Origin of the sequence: Rhodococcus sp. JVH1 (assembly GCF_000280725.2) — a bacterium.
In the GTDB taxonomy this organism is placed as follows: domain Bacteria; phylum Actinomycetota; class Actinomycetes; order Mycobacteriales; family Mycobacteriaceae; genus Rhodococcus_F; species Rhodococcus_F jostii_A.
The window spans coordinates 4,368,200-4,385,737 of the sequence record NZ_CP166289.1 but is presented as its reverse complement, the minus strand read 5'-3'; the positions used below and the strand labels follow the sequence as shown (position 1 = coordinate 4,385,737).

Annotated in this window: 16 protein-coding genes; 4 read left to right on the top strand and 12 right to left on the bottom strand. The window is 65.9% G+C overall.

Going from position 1 to position 17,538, the window contains the following annotated elements:
• Positions 1–16 precede the first annotated feature (16 nt).
• From JVH1_RS20240 to JVH1_RS20200, 9 genes are all read right to left on the bottom strand, one after another.
• Positions 17–1,045 carry an LLM class flavin-dependent oxidoreductase gene (locus JVH1_RS20240; protein ID WP_009476379.1) on the bottom strand — a complete coding sequence of 343 codons (1,029 nt, stop codon included), beginning with the start codon at positions 1,043–1,045 and terminating at the stop codon, positions 17–19.
• 152 nt (positions 1,046–1,197) lie between these two features.
• A complete protein-coding gene (locus JVH1_RS20235; protein WP_009476380.1) occupies positions 1,198–1,971 on the bottom strand; it encodes an SDR family oxidoreductase in 774 nt (257 codons plus the stop codon).
• A 31-nt stretch (positions 1,972–2,002) separates the two neighbouring features.
• Positions 2,003–3,052, bottom strand: a complete 1,050-nt coding sequence (locus JVH1_RS20230; RefSeq protein ID WP_009476381.1) for a 2,3-butanediol dehydrogenase — start codon at positions 3,050–3,052, stop codon at positions 2,003–2,005.
• A 36-nt stretch (positions 3,053–3,088) separates the two neighbouring features.
• Entirely contained in the window at positions 3,089–4,459 is a 1,371-nt protein-coding gene (locus tag JVH1_RS20225; protein WP_009476382.1) for an NAD-dependent succinate-semialdehyde dehydrogenase, read from the bottom strand.
• A gap of 44 nt (positions 4,460–4,503) precedes the next feature.
• The gene (locus JVH1_RS20220) at positions 4,504–6,138 is read right to left on the bottom strand and encodes an NAD(P)/FAD-dependent oxidoreductase (protein ID WP_009476383.1); all 1,635 of its coding nucleotides are present in this window, start codon (positions 6,136–6,138) and stop codon (positions 4,504–4,506) included.
• 253 nt (positions 6,139–6,391) lie between these two features.
• The gene (locus JVH1_RS20215; protein WP_009476384.1) at positions 6,392–7,435 is read right to left on the bottom strand and encodes a zinc-binding dehydrogenase; all 1,044 of its coding nucleotides are present in this window, start codon (positions 7,433–7,435) and stop codon (positions 6,392–6,394) included.
• Positions 7,436–7,475: 40 nt separating this feature from the next.
• Positions 7,476–8,195 (bottom strand): SDR family oxidoreductase, encoded by a 720-nt coding sequence (locus JVH1_RS20210; protein ID WP_009476385.1) that lies wholly within the window; start codon positions 8,193–8,195, stop codon positions 7,476–7,478.
• Positions 8,192–9,256, bottom strand: coding sequence for a cyclase family protein (locus JVH1_RS20205; protein WP_009476386.1), 1,065 nt, complete (start codon positions 9,254–9,256; stop codon positions 8,192–8,194). The genes JVH1_RS20210 and JVH1_RS20205 overlap by 4 nt, the downstream gene beginning before the upstream one ends.
• A 75-nt stretch (positions 9,257–9,331) precedes the next feature.
• On the bottom strand, positions 9,332–9,790 hold the full coding sequence (locus JVH1_RS20200) for a VOC family protein (RefSeq protein WP_009476387.1): 459 nt from the start codon (positions 9,788–9,790) through the stop codon (positions 9,332–9,334).
• Between the two features lie 223 nt (positions 9,791–10,013).
• Between JVH1_RS20200 and JVH1_RS20195 the strand changes: the two genes are divergently transcribed.
• From JVH1_RS20195 to JVH1_RS20180, 4 genes are all read left to right on the top strand, one after another.
• On the top strand, positions 10,014–10,940 hold the full coding sequence (locus JVH1_RS20195) for a LysR substrate-binding domain-containing protein (RefSeq protein ID WP_009476388.1): 927 nt from the start codon (positions 10,014–10,016) through the stop codon (positions 10,938–10,940).
• Positions 10,941–11,218: 278 nt separating this feature from the next.
• Complete coding sequence (locus tag JVH1_RS20190; RefSeq protein WP_043780097.1) at positions 11,219–12,100, top strand: NAD(P)-dependent oxidoreductase; 882 nt, start codon at positions 11,219–11,221, stop codon at positions 12,098–12,100.
• A gap of 113 nt (positions 12,101–12,213) precedes the next feature.
• The gene (locus JVH1_RS20185; RefSeq protein WP_009476390.1) at positions 12,214–13,317 is read left to right on the top strand and encodes a mandelate racemase/muconate lactonizing enzyme family protein; all 1,104 of its coding nucleotides are present in this window, start codon (positions 12,214–12,216) and stop codon (positions 13,315–13,317) included.
• Between the two features lie 163 nt (positions 13,318–13,480).
• Positions 13,481–14,845, top strand: a complete 1,365-nt coding sequence (locus JVH1_RS20180) for an MFS transporter (protein WP_009476391.1) — start codon at positions 13,481–13,483, stop codon at positions 14,843–14,845.
• Between the two features lie 43 nt (positions 14,846–14,888).
• Here the strand turns inward: JVH1_RS20180 and JVH1_RS20175 are convergent, their stop codons facing one another.
• Genes JVH1_RS20175 through JVH1_RS20165 form a run of 3 tightly spaced genes read right to left on the bottom strand, consistent with a single transcriptional unit; the run spans position 14,889 to position 17,514 of the window.
• Positions 14,889–15,680 carry a 2-keto-4-pentenoate hydratase gene (locus JVH1_RS20175; protein ID WP_009476392.1) on the bottom strand — a complete coding sequence of 264 codons (792 nt, stop codon included), beginning with the start codon at positions 15,678–15,680 and terminating at the stop codon, positions 14,889–14,891.
• Positions 15,677–16,297 carry a cysteine hydrolase gene (locus JVH1_RS20170; RefSeq protein ID WP_009476393.1) on the bottom strand — a complete coding sequence of 207 codons (621 nt, stop codon included), beginning with the start codon at positions 16,295–16,297 and terminating at the stop codon, positions 15,677–15,679. The genes JVH1_RS20175 and JVH1_RS20170 overlap by 4 nt, the downstream gene beginning before the upstream one ends.
• Positions 16,298–16,308: 11 nt before the next feature.
• Complete coding sequence (locus JVH1_RS20165) at positions 16,309–17,514, bottom strand: luciferase family protein (RefSeq protein WP_043780078.1); 1,206 nt, start codon at positions 17,512–17,514, stop codon at positions 16,309–16,311.
• Positions 17,515–17,538: the final 24 nt, after the last annotated feature.

Genomic DNA, 17,538 nt, shown 5'->3' with positions numbered 1-17,538 from the left:
GCATCCTCTCGTCACGTCAGGCTCGGGCGCTGAGTTTCTCGGTCACCACGGGGATGACCTTGTCGGCCAGGTACTGGATGCGCGCCGATCCGGATTCGATGGACTCGCCGGGCAGTTGCGCCCAGTAGTGGAAGTCGCGGATCTGGGGATAGGTGGTGGCCAGCGACACCAGTTCGTCGACCGCCATCGAGGCGTCCATCAACCGGTAGGCGCCGGCGTCGAGGATGGACTGGGTGTCGGGGAACTGTGACGGCTGATTCGGGCCCTCGAACGATCCCCACTCGATGTATTTGTTGAGCTGGTACCGGGCGTGCTCGCCCACCTGCGACCAGACTCGCTCAGGATCGTCGGCGACGATCGCCCACTGACTCGCGTAGATCCGCGCATCGGCAGTGCTTCCGCCATGGCGTTCGACGGCGTCCAGGTAGACCTGGCAGTGGTCGTTCGACAGGGTGATCAGGCCGTCGCCGAGTCGGGCGGCCCGATCGATACCCGGCTCGGACTGGCCTCCGATCAGCAGTCGCGGCGACACTTCCGGCAGGGGTGTCACCGGAACTCCGGGCAGCGAGAAGCGCTTGCCGTCGAAGGGCTCTCCGCTGCCGCTCCAGGCGCGTCGGATCACGGCGATGGCATCTTCGAGTAGGCTCGGGCGTTGCTTGACCGTGCGCCCGAAGGCGGCGAATTCCATTGCGCGGTAGCCCAGTCCGACGCCGAGCTCGAACCGATTGCCGGTCAGCAGCGACAACGCCGCGGCGTCCTCGGCGAGGCGCACCGGCTCGTGCAGACCCGCGACGATGATGTTGGTGCCGATCCGCATCGTCGACGTCCGTGCGCCGATCGTCGCGGCGACCGTCAGCGGGGAGGATGCGTAGTCGTCGTCGGCGAAGTGATGTTCGCTCAGCCACGCGGAGGTGAATCCGAGTTGCTCCGCCCAGACCACCTGGTCGATGGATTCGCGGTAGAGACTGCCGAGTGGCTGCCGCCACTGGGCCGGGTTTCGGAAGTCGTACCAGAGGCCGAACGTCGGGACGTGAGATGAGGTCATGAGGGGCTCCACAACGGTGGGGAGGGGTAGGGTGCGTGCTCTCCGCTTGGGGGAGCACGGGTGGTGCTGCCCCGCCCGACGACGTGAATCGTGGGGTCGGGCGGGGCAGGTCTGCTCAGGCCGCGCGGCTGGGGTATTCGGGTCGTGCTGTGTCAGACGAAGAGCATGCCGCCGTCGATGAGGGCGGATTGGCCGGTCATGTAGTTCGAGTCGGGTCCGGCGAGGTAGGACACGAACCCTGCGACGTCCTCGCCCCGGGACACTCGTCCGAGGGTGATGCCGGCGGCCATGGCCTTCATGGACTCGCCCTCGCCGACATTGTTTATGGCGCCGAGGTCGCGGTCGACCTCCACCCACATGTTGGTGTCGACGATGCCGGGGCAGTAGGCGTTCACGGTGATGCCGTGCTCGGCCCATTCCTGCGCGGCCGCCTGGGTGAGGGCGCGTACACCGAACTTGGACGAGCTGTAGACGCCCAGCAGGGGGAAGCCCTTGTGGCCGGCGATCGAGGACGCGCCGATGATCTTGCCGCCGGTGCCCTGCTTGATCATCTGTCGTGCCGCCTCGGTGTAGCAGAGGAAGACGCCGCGGCCGTTGACAGCGTGAACCTTGTCGTACTCCTCCGGGGTGACGTCCAGCAGCGCTTTGGTCTGCGCGATGCCGGCGTTGGCGACGAAGACGTCGAGGGAACCGAGCTGTTCGGCCGTGTCGACGACCAACTGCCGGACCGAATCATGATCCGACACATCGCCGGTCAGGGCAGCCGATCGTCTGCCGAGCGCTTCGATGCCCTTGCGGGTGACGTCGAGCTCGTCTTTCATCGAGGGCAGGTCCGAAACGGCGACGTCGTGGCCGTCCTGGGCGAGGCGCAGGGCGATGGCCTTCCCGATGCCGCGTGCGGCACCGGTTACATGTGCAACTGTCATTGTCAGTCTCCTGTAGTGAAAGTGGGTGGGATCAGAGTGTGGGATCGACGAGCAGCTTCATCTTCTGGCCGGCGCGGAGTGCTTCGAACCCCTGCTCGATGACACCGCTGAGGGGCACGGTGTCGACCCATCCGGTGGTGTCGTAGTGGCCCCGGGCCATGAGGTCGATGACGGCCCGGTAGTCGTCGCCGGTGTAGCAGATCGTTCCCTGGATGCGGCGCTCGCGCAGAACGAGGTTGATCAGCGGAGTGGGCAGTGGCTTGTCGTAGATTGCCACGCTGATCAGGGGTCGGCGTTCGCCGACGCACTCGAGCGCCGAGGTGACCGCCGGGGCGACGCCTGCGGCGTCGAATGCGGCGTCGACACCGTCACCGTTGGTGCGGTCGGCGATGAGTGCGGACACGTCCTGGCTCGTCGGGTCGAGTGTCCGCGCGCCGAGCGCCTCGATCGACGCGCGACGGGTCGGTGAGGGCTCGACCACGTCGATGTCGGTCAAACCCATGCCCCGCAGCGCGAACCAGAGACCGATGCCGATGGGGCCGGCGCCGTAGATCAGCGCACTACTCTGGTCGCCCACCTCACCGAGGACAGCGGCGTGGTACGCGACGGCCATCGGTTCGACGAGTGCGCCCATCTCCAGCGGGATGCTCTCGGGGAGGGCGTGCACCTGGTTGCGGGGGACGACGGTGTATTCGGCCATGCCGCCGTCCGCCATGAGGCCGTGGAAACCCACCGACGTGCACAGGTTGTAGCGACCGGACTTGCAGGGGCGGCACTCACCGCAGCGGTAGACCGGCTCGATGGCGACGTGGTCGCCCTCGTGCACATCCGTCACACCTCTGCCGACGTCGGTGACGACACCGGAGAACTCGTGCCCGATGACGAGGGGCATGGCCTTGCCGGTGAGCGGGTGGGGGTCGGACGGCGGGATGAAGATCGGCCCGTCGTAGTACTCGTGGAGGTCGGTTCCGCAGATTCCGTTGCGGCTGACCCGCACCTTGACCTGCCCGTCTCCGGGTGTCGGCTCGGGAACGTCTTCGATCTCGAGCTTCTTGTTGCCGTAGTAGACGGCAGCGCGCATGACTACTCCTGGTGTCGCAGTGGTGGGGTCGGCCGCTCAGACGATGCGGACGAGTTTCTTGTTCGCGAACTCGTCGAGGCCGAATCGGCCCAGTTCCCGTCCGATTCCGGAGTTCTTGACGCCACCGAACGGCAGATCCGGGGCGCTTCGGATGGTGGTGTTGACCCCGACCATGCCGACGTCGAGCCGGTTGGCGACGTAGTCGGCTTCGTTCTCGTCGCGGGTGAACACCGCGCTGCCGAGCCCGTACGGTGAGTCATTGGCCAACTCGATGGCCGCGTCCACCGACTCGACCTTGTGCAACACGGCGACCGGGCCGAACAACTCCTCGTGGAACGCGCGCATCACCGGGGTGACACCGGAGAGCACCGTGGCCGGGTAGTACGCGCCGGGGCCGTCCGGGACCTCACCGCCGAGGTGGACGACGGCGCCCTTGGCGATCGCGTCGTCGACCAGGGCGGTCAGATCGGCACGGGCGGCGACGGATGCCATCGGGCCGAGACGGGTGTCTTCACTCATCGGGTCCCCAGCCCGCCATTGCGCGGCCTGTTCGACGAACGCAGGAACGAACTCGTCCCACACCGAGGCCTCGATGATCATCCGCTTCGACGACGTGCATGCCTGGCCCGCGTTCCAGAACCGGCCGGCGACCGCAGCGGAGACGGCCTTGTCCACGTCTGCGCCGGGCAGGACGATCAACGGGTCGGAACCGCCCAGCTCGAGCACGCACTTCTTGAGGTGGCGTCCGGCATGCGCGCCTACTGCGCTGCCGGCTCGTTCGGATCCGGTCAGCGACACACCCTGCAGGTGAGGGTCGGCGATCATCGTCGCGACCTGATCGGTGGTGGCGAACACGTTCTGGTAGATCGCGGCCGGTGCTCCGGCCGCGTCGATGATCTCGGCGATCCGCAGGGCCTGCTGCGGGCAGGAGCCGGCGTGCTTGATCAGAATCGTGTTGCCCAACAGCAGGTTCGGCGCGACGAATCGGGCGACCTGATAGTAGGGGAAGTTCCACGGCATGACGCCCAGCAGAGGCCCGATCGGTGCGGTGCGCACAATGGCCCGCCCGGCGCCGGCGATGTCGAGTTCCTCGTCGGCGAGCAGTGCCGGTCCGGCGGTGGCGTAGTAGTCGTAGATCGAGGCCGACAGCTCCACCTCCGCCTCCGCCTGGGCGATCGGCTTGCCCATCTCGAGGGTCATCAGCTTGGCCAGCTCGGTGGCGTGCTGTCGGTGTAGCTCGGCCACCTTCGCGAGCACTGCCGACCGGTCGGCCAGATCGAGCTCGCGCCACAGCCGGTAGGCGTCGGCGGCTCGTACGAGCGCCTGATCGGCGTCGGCGTCCGACATCGTGGCGAACTCACGCACTACGGTGCCGGTGGTGGGGTCGACTGTTGCGTACTTCGTCATTCCTCGTCCTTCGTTGCAGATCGAATCCGGCCTCGCAGGGTGTGTCAGATCGCCGGCTCGAGGACGTCGTCATTGGTGGTGTAACTCGGGTATCCGGCCGACGATTCGGCGGCGAGGGTCGAGCGGTATTCCTTGAGTCCGCCCAGGTAGAACAGGACCGTGCGCTTCTTGCCCGGGATGTTGGCGCCGAAGATCCAACCGGCGGCCTTCGAGAACAGGGTCTGATTGGCGATGTCCGTGCAGGTCTGCGTCCATTCGGCTTCGGTGTCGGGCTTGACGTCGATCCAGCCGGCGTCGGTCGCCGAGACGTGGCGGACGGCGTCGCCGATCCATTCGACCTGAGTCTCGATCGACGGGGGGAGGTTCGTGAAAGGACCGTTGGGGCCGAGGATCATGAACATGTTGGGGAACCCTGCGGTGGTCATGCCGAGGTAGCTCGTCGGCCCGTCGCTCCAGTGTTCCTTCAGGGTTTCACCCCCGCGGCCGCGGATGTCGACGCGCACGTAGTTTCCGTCTACGGCGTCGAATCCCGTGGCGCACACGAGGACATCGAGTTCGTGGAGGATGCCGTCCTCGGTGACGATGCCCTTTTCGGTCACCTTCGCGATCGGGTTCTCCTTTACGTTCACCAGTGTGACGTTGGGGCGGTTGAAGGTTTCGTAGTATCCCGAATCGCACAGCGGGCGCCGCGCGTACAGATCGGTGGGAGTGAGCTTGCGGGCGGTCTCCGGGTCCTTGACGACCTCGGCGATCTTGCGGCGGATGAACTTTGCCGCCTCTTCGTTCGCGTCCTCGTCGGTGGCGATGTCGCCGAACGTCTCGAACATGAACCGGAACCCGCCGCCCTCGTTCCACGCCTTCTCGTAGACGGCTTCGCGCTCCGCTTCATCGATGCTGAAGGTCTCGACGGTGCTCTCCACGAAACCCATGGCAGTGCTCGAGTTGTGGACCTGGTCCCAGATGGCGTCGAAGTTGTCGCGGTGATGCTGAATCTGTTCCGGGGTGAGCTCGCGGTTACCGGCGGGCACGCTGTACTGCGGGGTGCGCTGGAACGACGTCAGGTGCGCAACGATCGGGGCGCTGGCGGTGATCACCTGGTTGCCGGTCGATCCGTTGCCGATGACACCGACCCGCTTGCCGGTCAGGTCCAGGTCCTCGGGCCACGCGCCGGTATGCACCAGGCTGCCCTCGAACGTCTCGATGCCCGGGAAGCTGGGCATGTTCGTCGCGGACAGCAGGCCGAGGCCTGTGACCAGGAACCGGCACCGGTACGTGACGCCGCGGTCGGTCCGCACCGTCCAGGTGCCCGAGGGCTCGTCGAATTCGGCGTCGGTCATGCCGGTTTCGAGCTGGATATGCTCACGCAGGCTGTAGCGATCGACGACGCCGTTGAGGTACTCGAGGATTTCGGGCTGGGTCACGAACTTGGTCTTCCACGGGGTCTGCTCGTACAGGTCGCGGTCGAACGAGTACTGGTAGACGAAGCCCTCGGAGTCCGAGAGCGCTCCGGGATACTTGTTCCAGTACCAGGTTCCACCGACTCCGCCGGCCTTGTCGATGGCGACGGCGTCGAGGCCCAACTCGTTACGCAACTTGTACAGCATGTAGATCCCGCCGAACCCGGCTCCGACGACAAGGGCGTCGAGCTCGTGGATCTGATCGTGAGCGGCTGCATCCATGGCACATGTTCCTTCGGTCTCGCGTGGTGTGGCGTGCGCCACTTGCTTGGGACCATCATGGAAGGGGACACAGGTCCGTAGTTGTTCCAATCTGAAACAACGGCCGAACATGGGCTGTGACCTGCTCCGATACTCGAAGTGCGAGCTCGAATTTCTCGAAACGACGATGGCCCGGGACGTTGCTACGTCCTGGGCCAGCGAAGTTGATGAAGTTGTCGAGCAACGTGAATGGGCGTGATCTTCGGTGCTGTGGCTAGTCGATGCCGGGGATGAGTAGTATCTTTCCGGCGTTTCCGCCTTGCAGGTCCAGGGCTTCCTGGAACTTGGACAGCCCCATCCGGTGAGTGACAAGCGAGTTCAGATCGAGGCGCTCTCGCGACACCAGGGAGCCGAGGACATCCCAGGTCTCCCAGAGGGATCGGCCGAAGCTGCCTTTCAGGGTGATGCCGTGCTTGATGACGTAACGGGTGATGTCGAGGGCGAAAGGTTGTCTGGGCACCCCGATACACACGGCGGTGGCCTCGCGGCGCAACGACTGCAGAACGATGTCGAGTGCGCCGGGGGCGCCGGTGCAATCGAAACCCACATCGAACCCGTGCCGGTCGGCGGCATCGTTCAGGCACCATTCGACGGCCGCTTGATCGGACTCGAGGGCGACAGCGCCGAAGGATTCGGCGATGCCGCGACGAAAGTCATTCGGCTCGATCACGACGACCCGACTGGCCCCCGACAGGTGGGCGAGCTGAACAAGTGCCAAGCCGATCGGTCCGGCGCCGGCGATGATCACCGAGCACCCGGCGAGGGTGACCTGGCTGCGCAGCATCGCATGCACCGCAACACCGGCGGACTCGAACAGGGCACCGGTCTCGGTGGGCACGTCGTCGGGCAGTGCATAGCAGGCGTGTTCGGACACGACGGCGCGTTCGGCGAACCCACCGTCGACGTGCAGGCCGAGCAGCGCCATGTTCAGGCAATTGTGTCCTTGACCGATGCGGCAGTGGTAGCAGTTCCGGCACGCGATATGCGATTCGAGGGCGACGCGGTCGCCGAGCCGGAGGGTCTCGACGCCCGATCCGACCTCGATGACGGTTCCTGCGACTTCGTGGCCGAGGACCACCGGCAGCTCGAGGCCGAAGGCTTTCGCGGTGGCGCTGTAGCGGACGAGTTCGCGGTCGGTGCCGCACGGTGACGCGGCGGCGACCGCGATGCGGACCTCATTGTGCGCGACGGGGCGTTCCGGGTGGTCGGTGATGTAGTCGAAGCCTTCTGCGGGGGTGGTTTTGACGATGGCTTTCACAGCGTTCTCCCTGCGGATAGGCCACCAACGAGGAGCTCGCTCAGGCGGCGGCGATGCCTGCGGTCAGGCCGCCGCAGACGTAGAGGATCTGTCCGTTGACGAATCCGGCCCGGGCGTCGAGGAAGAACCCCGCGGTGTGGGCGATGTCGTCTGGTTGTCCGATGCGCCGAACCGGGACGGAGTCGACGATCTGCTTGGTGCGTTCGGGATCGTTCGCCTTCGTGAACAACTCCGTCGCGATCGGCCCGGGGCCGATGGCGTTCGCGGTGATTCCGAGCGGCCCGAGTTCGAGCGCCCACACCCGGGTCAGGCCGATGAGTCCGGCCTTCGATGCGGCATAGGCGGTGCGCAGTTCCTTTCCGAGTGCCGCCCGGGACGTCATGTTCACGATTCGCCCGAAGCCGGCGTCGGTCATCCCGGGTAGCAGGGCCTGGGTGCACTGGACGGCGCAGCGCAGGTTGAGAGCGAATGCCGCGTCCATTTCCGCGAGAGTCTGCTCGCGCAGCGGGCCGGGGAAGACAGCGCCGACATTGTTGACCAGCCGGGTGACGGGACCGTTGGCCAGTACCTCCTCGAGTGCTGTGGCGGTGGACGCGGTATCGGCAAGGTCGGCGAGCACACTCTTGCCGATCGGCGACGGGTCGCGATCGATGACCACGACGTCCCAGCCGCGAGCCAGACCTTCCTCGGCGATGGCACGGCCGATGCCGGAGGCACCGCCGGTCACGAGAAGACGTTCGGGAGAGGAAGACACGTTCATACCGTCGCAATCGGGGTCAGAGGCGACCCGGTTGCGCCGGGTAGCCGAAGTGGGGGGGCAGTAAGCAGAAACCGCGAGCGTCGTTGCGCTCGTAGATGGTTCGCGAGATCGGACAGCCACCACAGCTCACCGAGGTGCACGCCGAGCCGGAACAGGCACAACTCGTGCAGCGGGAGAGCGGGGGCATCGTGAAGCTCGATGGTAGGGGGAAACGCCTCGACCGCGTAGTTGTCGGCGGCGATCGCGACGACTCCGCTGTCGCGGATCCAGTCGTGCAGGGCAGGGTCGGAGCCGTCGAGGACCGCGCACACCCGGAGCGCCTCCGGGGTGGGGGTCCCCTGCTGGGCGAGCACGTGCCGGGCGAAGCCGGTGTGCAGGACCAGCAGGTCGCCGGGTTCGACGACGACGGCGTCGGCCGCGAGGACGCGTGCGAGGTCCTGGTACCCGACGACCGTGCGGTCGGCGCCGAAGTGGGCCTCGAGGTCGACCAGGACGGCGCGGCCCTGCACGCCGTGCCGCGCCATGTGGCTGATGTCGACCGGACCCGCGTGTGAGGTCGACGCCAGACCGTCCTCGGCGCCGTCGAGTCGACCGAGGCTGCCGATTCCGGCACCGTGGGCTCCGTCCGGTCCCACGACGTCGACACCGGCACGCCAGCCGTTGTAATAGACCCGCTCGGGCGAACCGTCTCCGTTCGCGTCGAACAGTGCACCCGCGTGACCGAAGGCATCCCACTGGGTCGAGTACTGGGTATGCAGGACAACGAGATCGTCGCTCATCACGTCGGTCGCGCCGGAATGGGCAACGGCCATGTCGCAGTTGAAATTGACCGCCCCGGCCCGCAGTGTGGGACGCACGACGGGCGGGAACCGGTTGGCGTTGAGGGCAGTGCCGCCGGGCAGATCGAGCGGCAAGGATAGGCAGAACACGAGGCCGTCGCGAACCTCGGCGACACCCTTGCGGACCTGGTCGGGTCCGAGCAGGTTGAGCCGTCCGAGCACATCCTCCGGGCCGAAGTCCCCCCAGGTCGAACCTTCGGGTCGGTTCCGCCAGCGTGTCATCCTCTACCTCCTGCTGCAGTCCAGATCCTGCGGTGTCCTAGTCCGGAAGCGAGCACGTGCCGGTCGGACGGTGGCTCATGACTCGTCGTCGGGCTCCATGACCTGATGGATCTCGATCATGTTTCCCGCCGGGTCGGTCAGGAAGATCTGGTACCAGCCCTCGACTGACCAGATGCCCCAATCGTCGAACGGAATGTTGTTGTTGCGCAGGCGCTCCATCACGGCTTGGATATCGTCGGTGCGGAAGGCGACATGTCCGCCGATGAGGGGATTCACCGTATGCCCCTCTGTCAGAGCGAGATACGGCTGGCGGCGTGTGGCATGCAGCTGAAGCTCGTCCTTGTCGCCGGCATCGTAGAAGCGCGCGCGCGTCGCCCACTCCTCGTCACCCGAATCGCCGCTGTCCGCCGACCGAGACGTCGCAATCATCGGGGGGCTGGCGATCTCGCCGAGTCCGAGGGCGTCGGAGTAGAACTTGCCCAACTCCCCCATATCGTCCGAGGTCACGTTCACGTGGTGCAGGCGCAGATACATCGTGTTTCCTTCCTTCGTGCACGGTGCGCGACGGCTCCGTGTGGTGTTGGCCCCTGTGCTGGGTGTGCCTCGCCGGAACGCTCGGATGTGCTCTCACGGGAGTGACCGGTGGTGGCGAGTACCGCGCCAGGTGGCGCTACTCACATGATTACCCACCTGAACCGGCAAATCCAATACGAATCCTGTGGCAACTAATATCGTCAGAGTATTAGTGTGGCATTTCATGGACCTGCGTGACCTCGAAGCATTCATCGCGGTGGCCGAAGAGCTGCATTTCGGTCGGGCCGCGGCCCGTCTGCACATGGCGCAGCCGCCGCTGAGCAATCGCATCACCCAGCTCGAAAACGAGTTCCGGCTCAAGTTGTTCCAGCGGACGACGCGCAACGTGCGGTTGACCGACGCGGGGGAGCGGCTGCTCGGACCCGCACGGCGGGCGGTGAACCAGGCGGCGTCGGTGCGGGAGCTGGCGACCGCGATCGCGTCAGGCGAGGAAGGTCGGGTCCGGATCGGCTTCGCCGGTGCGTCGAGTCAGCGAGTGCTGCCCCTGCTCACCCGTGCGGTCCGGGCAGAGCATCCCGGGATCGATCTGGTCCTGCAGTCCCAGACGTACGTCTACCGGGCGTTCGACCTGCTCGTAGCGGGCGATCTGGATCTCGCGTTCGTCCGGATACCGGTGGCGCGTCCCGAACTCAGCTATCGGGTCGTCGAGGTGGAGGAGGTGCTCTGCGCATTACCGGCCGGGCACCGGCTCGCCGATCGCGACAGCGTGCGCCTCGAGGACCTGATCGACGAGGACTTCGTCAGCCTCCCCGAGGACAGCGGATCGATGCTCCGGTTGACCATGTACTCGATGTGCATGTCGGCGGGGTTCCGGCCGAAGATCACCCAGGTGGCGCCGGATTCGAGCACGGTGCTCGCTTTGGTTGCGGCGGGCGCCGGGGTGACCATCACGCTGAGCTCGGTCTGTCAGGCGCAGAGCGTCGGGATCATCTACAAGCCGATCGAGGGCACCGAGCCGAGCCACCTCTTCCCGGCTCTCGCCTGGCGCACCGACAACACCTCACCCGCCTTGCAACGCGTGCTCGCGGTCGGGGAATCCGCCCTGCCGACACCTGATCTCGATTCATACGGTTTGAATATGAACAATTGAGAAATGAGTCTTGGACAAGATAGATCGTGAGCCGATAACTTCCATACGTGTGGCGGGCATCACGCTTTGCCGTTCGAGGGAGTTGGATCATGGTGAAAGCAATGGCGGACAGGGCAACGAGATACCCGCGGTCGGCAAGCTCCATGGACGGCGGCACCCTGCCGGCCACGCTGACCCGGCAGCTGCACGAGATCCCTCGACTGCGCAGAATCGTCGGCCCTCTTCACTGTCTACAAGATCGTCACCTGGATCCAATCATGAAAGCAACGGACAACATCATGAATTCACACGAAAAGAACCTCCCCACAGTCACGTTCGTCGGAATCGGTGCCATCGGCATGCCGATGGCGCACCGCCTCGTCTCTCACGGCTACTCCGTCGCCGCGGTCGATCCGAATCCGGCGTCCCGCGCCCGCGCGGAAGACGACGGCATGCAGTCTTTCGACGACATTGCCGCGACCCCGGTCAGCGACGTGGTTCTGGTACTGGTCGCCACCGGGCAACAACTCCTCGACGCGGTCAAAGCCGGAACAACGCACAGGCGGGTCGATCACCAGACCTGGGTGATCTGCTCGACGGTCGGCCCACGCGCCGCGCAGGAGGCGGCGCAGATGCTGACGGAAGTAGGTGCCACCGTCATCGACGCTCCCATCACGGGCGGTGTGCCCGGCGCCGAGAAGGGGATGTTGCGTTTCCTGACCGCCGGCGACGCCGGGGCCGTCGAGGCGTTGCACGAACTGTTCGCCGTGCTCGGCAACCTAGCGTTCGTCAGCGACCGTCCCGGGGACGGCCAGGCGACCAAGATCGTCAACCAGCTCTGCAGTTCGGTGCACCTCGCGGCGGCCGCGGAAGCGATCGCCCTGTCCACCCACCTCGGTCTCGATCCGGTCAAGACCGTCGGCATCATCAGCGGCGGCTCCGGTGCGTCGTGGTTCTTCGACGAGCGCGGACCTCGCATGGCCGAAATCGGCACGGTCCCAGACGTGTTGACGCGGCTAGCGATCCTGGCGAAGGACAACGGACTCGTCCACGAGGAAGCGGTCGAGCACGGCGCCCATGTCCCGCTGCTCGAAGCAGCCAAGCAGCAGTACCAGCGTGCGGCCGAACTCGGCCTGCTCGAGGCCGACGACAGCCAGATCATCCGGACCTACCTCACCTGACAGCACCACCGAAGACCCGTCGGGCACCGAGACCCGTACAGAGACCACAACGATCGCTGGTCCCGTCGCGACGACGGGCCCGGAGTCGTGATGCCCGAAATAGGGGAAACACCATGAAAATCACTCATATCCGGGCGATCCCGTTCGCCATTCCGTACCGCAAACCATTGCACTTCGCCAGCGGCCACATCGACGTCGCCGACCACGTCCTCGTCGAGGTCGTCACCGAGGACGGCGTCACCGGTATCGCGGAGGCACCCCCGCGCCCGTACACCTATGGCGAAACCCAGGCCTCCATCGTCGCGGTAATCGAGACCGTCTTCGCCCCTGCCATCACCGGCATGTCGCTGCTGGCCCGCGAACAGGTACGCGAGAAACTGAACCGCACCGTCGGCAATCCCACCGCGAAGGCGGCCATCGATATGGCCATGTGGGATGCCTGGGGCAAAACGGTCGACCGGCCGCTACATGAACTGCTCGGTGGCTACACCGACCACCTGAGCGTGAGCCACATGCTCGGATTCGCCGACCCCGCCGTCATGGCCGACGAGGCCCTCCGGATCACGGCCGAATACGGAATCGCCTCGTTCAAGATCAAGGTGGGACGGCGCCCGATCGACCTCGACATCGCCGTGTGCCGGGCGATCCGCGACGCCGTCGGCGACGGCGCCGAACTCTACCTCGACGGCAACCGCGGATGGACCGCATCGGAGGCCGCGACCGCGCTGCGCCGGCTCGAGGACCTCGGTCTGTCCCGGGTCGAGGAACTGTGCCCCGCCGACGACGTCCTCGGCCGCCGCTGGCTGGTGCGACAGTCCCCGGTTCCCTTCGTAGCCGACGAAAGCGCCACCACCCCAGCCGACGTCACCCGCGAGATACTCGCCGGCGCAGCCACCGGAATCAGCATCAAGACCGCACGCACCGGGTTCTCCGACTCGCTGCGCGTCGCACACCTCGCCGAAGGTCTGGGGGTGGAGGTCGTCATCGGCAACCAGATCGACGGCCAGATCGGAACCGCCTGCTCGCTCGCTTTCGGCGCCTCCCAGCGCACGACCGCGCATCATGCCGCCGAGTTGTCGAATTACCTGGACATGAGCGACGACCTGCTCACCGAATCCCTGCGTATCAGCGACGGCAAGATGAGTGTGCGGCCCGGTCCCGGGCTCGGCATCGAGATCGACCCGGCCAAGCTCGACCACTACCGCACCGACAACTGAACGAACTGTTCCCGCTACCGAAGGTAAATGCGGCCGGAAACCGTTACACGAGCAGAGAATTAGCCATCCGGACCGCCCGACCGCATCCCCTCACACCACGCAGTCCTCGCGACGAGCCCTAGCACATCTGCCGCACCGCCGCGACCTCGAGGAAGCCGATCCCATGACCAATCCCCTCCCTGCTGCCGACCCCGACATCGATATCGAAGCACGCATCTACAAGAAGACCCTTCTGCGAGTCATCCCGATCATCATGCTCGGAATGTTCATCTCGTACATCGATCGAGCCAACATCGGCGTGCTGGCCGGACCGATGTCCAAGGACCTCGGACTCACCGCCGCAACCTTCGGTCTCGCGGCCGGGCTGTTCTACATCGGATACTGCTTTTTCGAGATTCCCTCGAACATGGCCCTGACCAAATTCGGTGCGCGTGTATGGCTGGCCCGCATCATGGTCACCTGGGGTATCGCCACCATGCTGATGGGATTGGTCCAGAACGACACAACCCTCTACATCGTGCGAATCATGCTCGGTATCGCCGAAGCCGGATTCTCCCCCGGCGCACTGCTGTTCCTCGCCTTCTGGTGCACACCTCGCATGCTCCCCAGAACGTACTCCATGCTGAATCTGGCCGTTCCCATCGCGCTCGCGGTCGGGTCGGTAGTGACCTCGGCGCTGCTGTCACTGGATGGAGTATTCGGCATCGCGGGATGGCGGTGGGCCTTCCTGCTCGAAGGCATACCGGCGATTCTGCTCGCGGTCTACATCTTCTTCCGCCTTCCCGACGGTCCCTCGAACGCCAAGTGGCTCGACGCGTCGGAAAAGGAATACCTCGCCAAGGCCAGCGCCCAGCGACCCGATAGCGCCGGCCATGAGCTCGCGCAGTTGTGGGCGGTGCTGCGCCGACCCGCAGCGTGGCTGTTCACCGTGTTGTACTTCTGCATGACGATCGGTTACTGGACCATCGCGTACTTCCTTCCGACCATCGTTCGAGACCAGTTCGACCTTGGCGCTGCCGGCGCCGGCTTCGTCTCCGCAATCCCGTGGCTGTTCGCCGCCATCGTCATGATCGTCGTCTCGCGGAATGTCTCGCGGACCGGCGAACGAACCTGGCACATGACCCTCCTCCAGCTGGCGGGAGCCGCAGGGCTGACCATTGCCGCGCTCAGTGGCAACCCGTACCTCGCGCTGGTGGGTATCAGCCTGGCCGCGGCCGGATTCTTCGGCTCACTCCCGACCTTCAATTCGATGCCTGCCCAGCTGTTCACCGGTGGACTCGCCGCCGTGGCTCTCGCAATGATCAACGGCCTCGCCAGCCTCAGCGGCCTGGCCGGCCCCTACCTGTTCGGGCTGCTGAAGGACAACACTGGATCGACCACGAACGGACTCCTCATCATGGCGGGCTTCTTCGTCGCCGCCGCGATCCTCGCCTTCACCATGAGCCGCTGGACCGACACGATCACCGGCGGCCTGCACGTGACCACCATCGAAGACACGGAACCAGTAGCCCTGCCCGCGAAGAGTTGAAACGAGCTCGGTGGTCGAGGCATACCTCGGCCACCGAGTTGTGTCAGGCACCGACAACGGTGATCGCGCCGAGGTTGGTGAACTCGGCGACGACCTGTTGCCCGGGTTCGATGGAGACGGCGTCGGTCATTCCGCCGGTGAGGACGGTCCAGCCCGCTTCGAGCGCGATGCCGCGTTCGGCGAGCGCGTTCGCGGCGAGAGCGAGTGCGTTGGCGGGGTGACCTTGGACGGCGGCGCCGGTGGCGGTGGCGGTGGCGACGCCATTCACGGACAGGACGCATGTTTCGAGGGCGAGGTCCAGGTCGGCGGGGTGGCGCTCGATGTCGCCACGTACGAATCTCGCTGAGGAGGCGTTGTCGGCAACGACGTCCGGCAGGGTGAAGCGGAAGTCGGTGTAGCGACTGTCGATCACCTCGACACCGGCATACACGGACCGCACAGCGGCCATCGCGGACGCCGCAGTCACACCTGGGCCTTCCAGCTTCTCGCCGAGGACGAAGACGATCTCGGGTTCGACGCGGGGGTGGATGAGTTCGTGGGTCGGAACCGGTGCCCCTGCTGCGAGAACCATGCCATCGGTGAGCCATGCGGTGAGTGGCGAGCTGATGCCCATCCGCTGCTGCTTCGCGCGGGACGTGAGGCCGAGTTTGACGCCGACAAGTTTCTCACCCAGTGCCAGCTTGCGGGCGATCAGTCGGTCCTGCACTTGGTAGGCGGTCTCGAGGTCGAGCGCAGCCCAGTCGTCGGTGATGGGGTGTCGATCGGTGCGAGTTGCCTCGGCCTCGAGGAGAACGTCGGCTGCCGTCTCGACAGTCCAGATGGAGTCGCGGCTCATGCAGTCTCGTCGCGTTGTTCCGCAATGACATCGGCTGTGGTGACGATCTCTGCGATGTTCGTCAGGGCGTAGCCGACCGCCGCAGCTTGCCAGTCCGCGCTCAGGCTCGACGTGGCGTCGGCAGGGAGGATTGCGCGGTAACCGTGGTCGGCTGCGTCGCGGATGGTGTGCTCGACGGCCATGTTCGTCCACACGCCCGAGACGACGACGTCGGTGACGCCGAGGTTTCGCAGCAGACTGTCGAGCGGTGTCCCGTTGAAGCAGCTCATCCGGTTTCGCAACAGTACGGGCTCGTCGTCCCGAGCCTCGAGGCCGTCCAGCGCCTGGGCGCCCCACGAGCCGAGGCGGAGCGAGTCCGGACCGATCATCCGGAAGATGGGGGCGTTGCGGCCGCCGAAGGGTCGACCGGGAAAGGACACGATGTGGTTGTGGACTACGGGTACGGATTTCGTTCGAGCCCAGTCCAGCAACTCGCCGACGTGGGTGAGGAGTTGTTGTTCCTCCGCGTGTGCGGCGGCGCCGAAGGACGCGTACGCGCCGTCCCGGTGAACGTTGTCGTTTTGAAGGTCGATCAGGACGAGTGCGGTGCGGTCCAGGTCGAGCGTGAGGTTGGTCATGAGGCGTCTCTCTATTGGATGCGGCTCGGCAAGGGGAGGCTCTCGGAGGAAGGCGAGTCGATGAGCCGACCGGTCGCGTAGGCATGGCTTGCCGCGACGACGCCCTCGATTGTTGCGAGCTCGTCGTCGTCGCGGGGTCCGTAGACCATCACGAAGCCGGGCGACAGCCGGGTTCCCGCCCACGGGTGCATCCGCCCCCACCCCTGGGCCACGAGGTCGGCCGCGAGGGCGGCCGGCAGCGTCAGGTGCAACGAGCCGTCGTACTGCGGGTGCAGATGCGCGAACTCACCCGCCGACGGAACGAGATACGCCTGCTCGTCGGGCCCTCGGTCTTCGAGACTGAATCCGACTGCTCCGGGGACCGAGATGTGTGAGGCACCGACGGTGACGCCGGCCATCTCGCGGACGTGCGCCAGCAAACGTTCCTGCAGATCGACGGGGGCAATGTCAGTGCTCTGCTGCTGCGGGATCGACCACGAAACACGCGGGTGGGGGCCACGACGTTCCGGTAGCCGACCGCCCGGGACGGTCGGCCAGTGGACACCGGCTCGCGGGCCGCCGGAAGGCACGTGTTGGTGCTTCACGAAGCGCAGTCGATGCGCAATCCATTCGCCCAGAGCCGACACCACGGTCTCGGACAGCCCATGTCCGCCGGGGTCGCGGTGCGCTTCTGTGGGTGCACCGGACTCGCTGAGTAGGTAATTCCAGGTGCGCTCGAGCAGCTCGGCCGGGATGACATGGTCCTGATCCCCTTGGGCGACGAAGACCGGAAGGTGAGCGAGACGGGCCGGCTCCACCGAAAGGCCCGCGTCGAAGGGCAGTGTCCCGTACAGGACAGCCGCGCCGGTGAAGCGGGCAGGGTCGTCGAGGATCAGGCCGCCGGCGAAGGCCGCTCCGCCGCTGAAACCGACGAGAATCACCGGACGCCCGATCGGCGCGACGGAGTCGAGCCAGCTCCGGAACCACTTCATGGACACTGCGAGAGAGGCCGCAACAGGCCGGCCGATCCCACGATTGGCAAACCAGGCGAACCCAGATCCCTCGGCAAGTGGGGCGCGCACCGCGGTGTAGGCGATGTCTCCCGGCAACTGGGTTGCCAGCGAGAGGATTTCGCGCTCGTTCGACCCACGCCCGTGGAGGAGCACGACCAACGGCGCGGTCGGGTCGGCGGAGCCGTACGTGGCGGTGACGGGTTGGCCGAAGGCCACTGCGCTCATGATTGCTCGATGTAGTCGACGGTC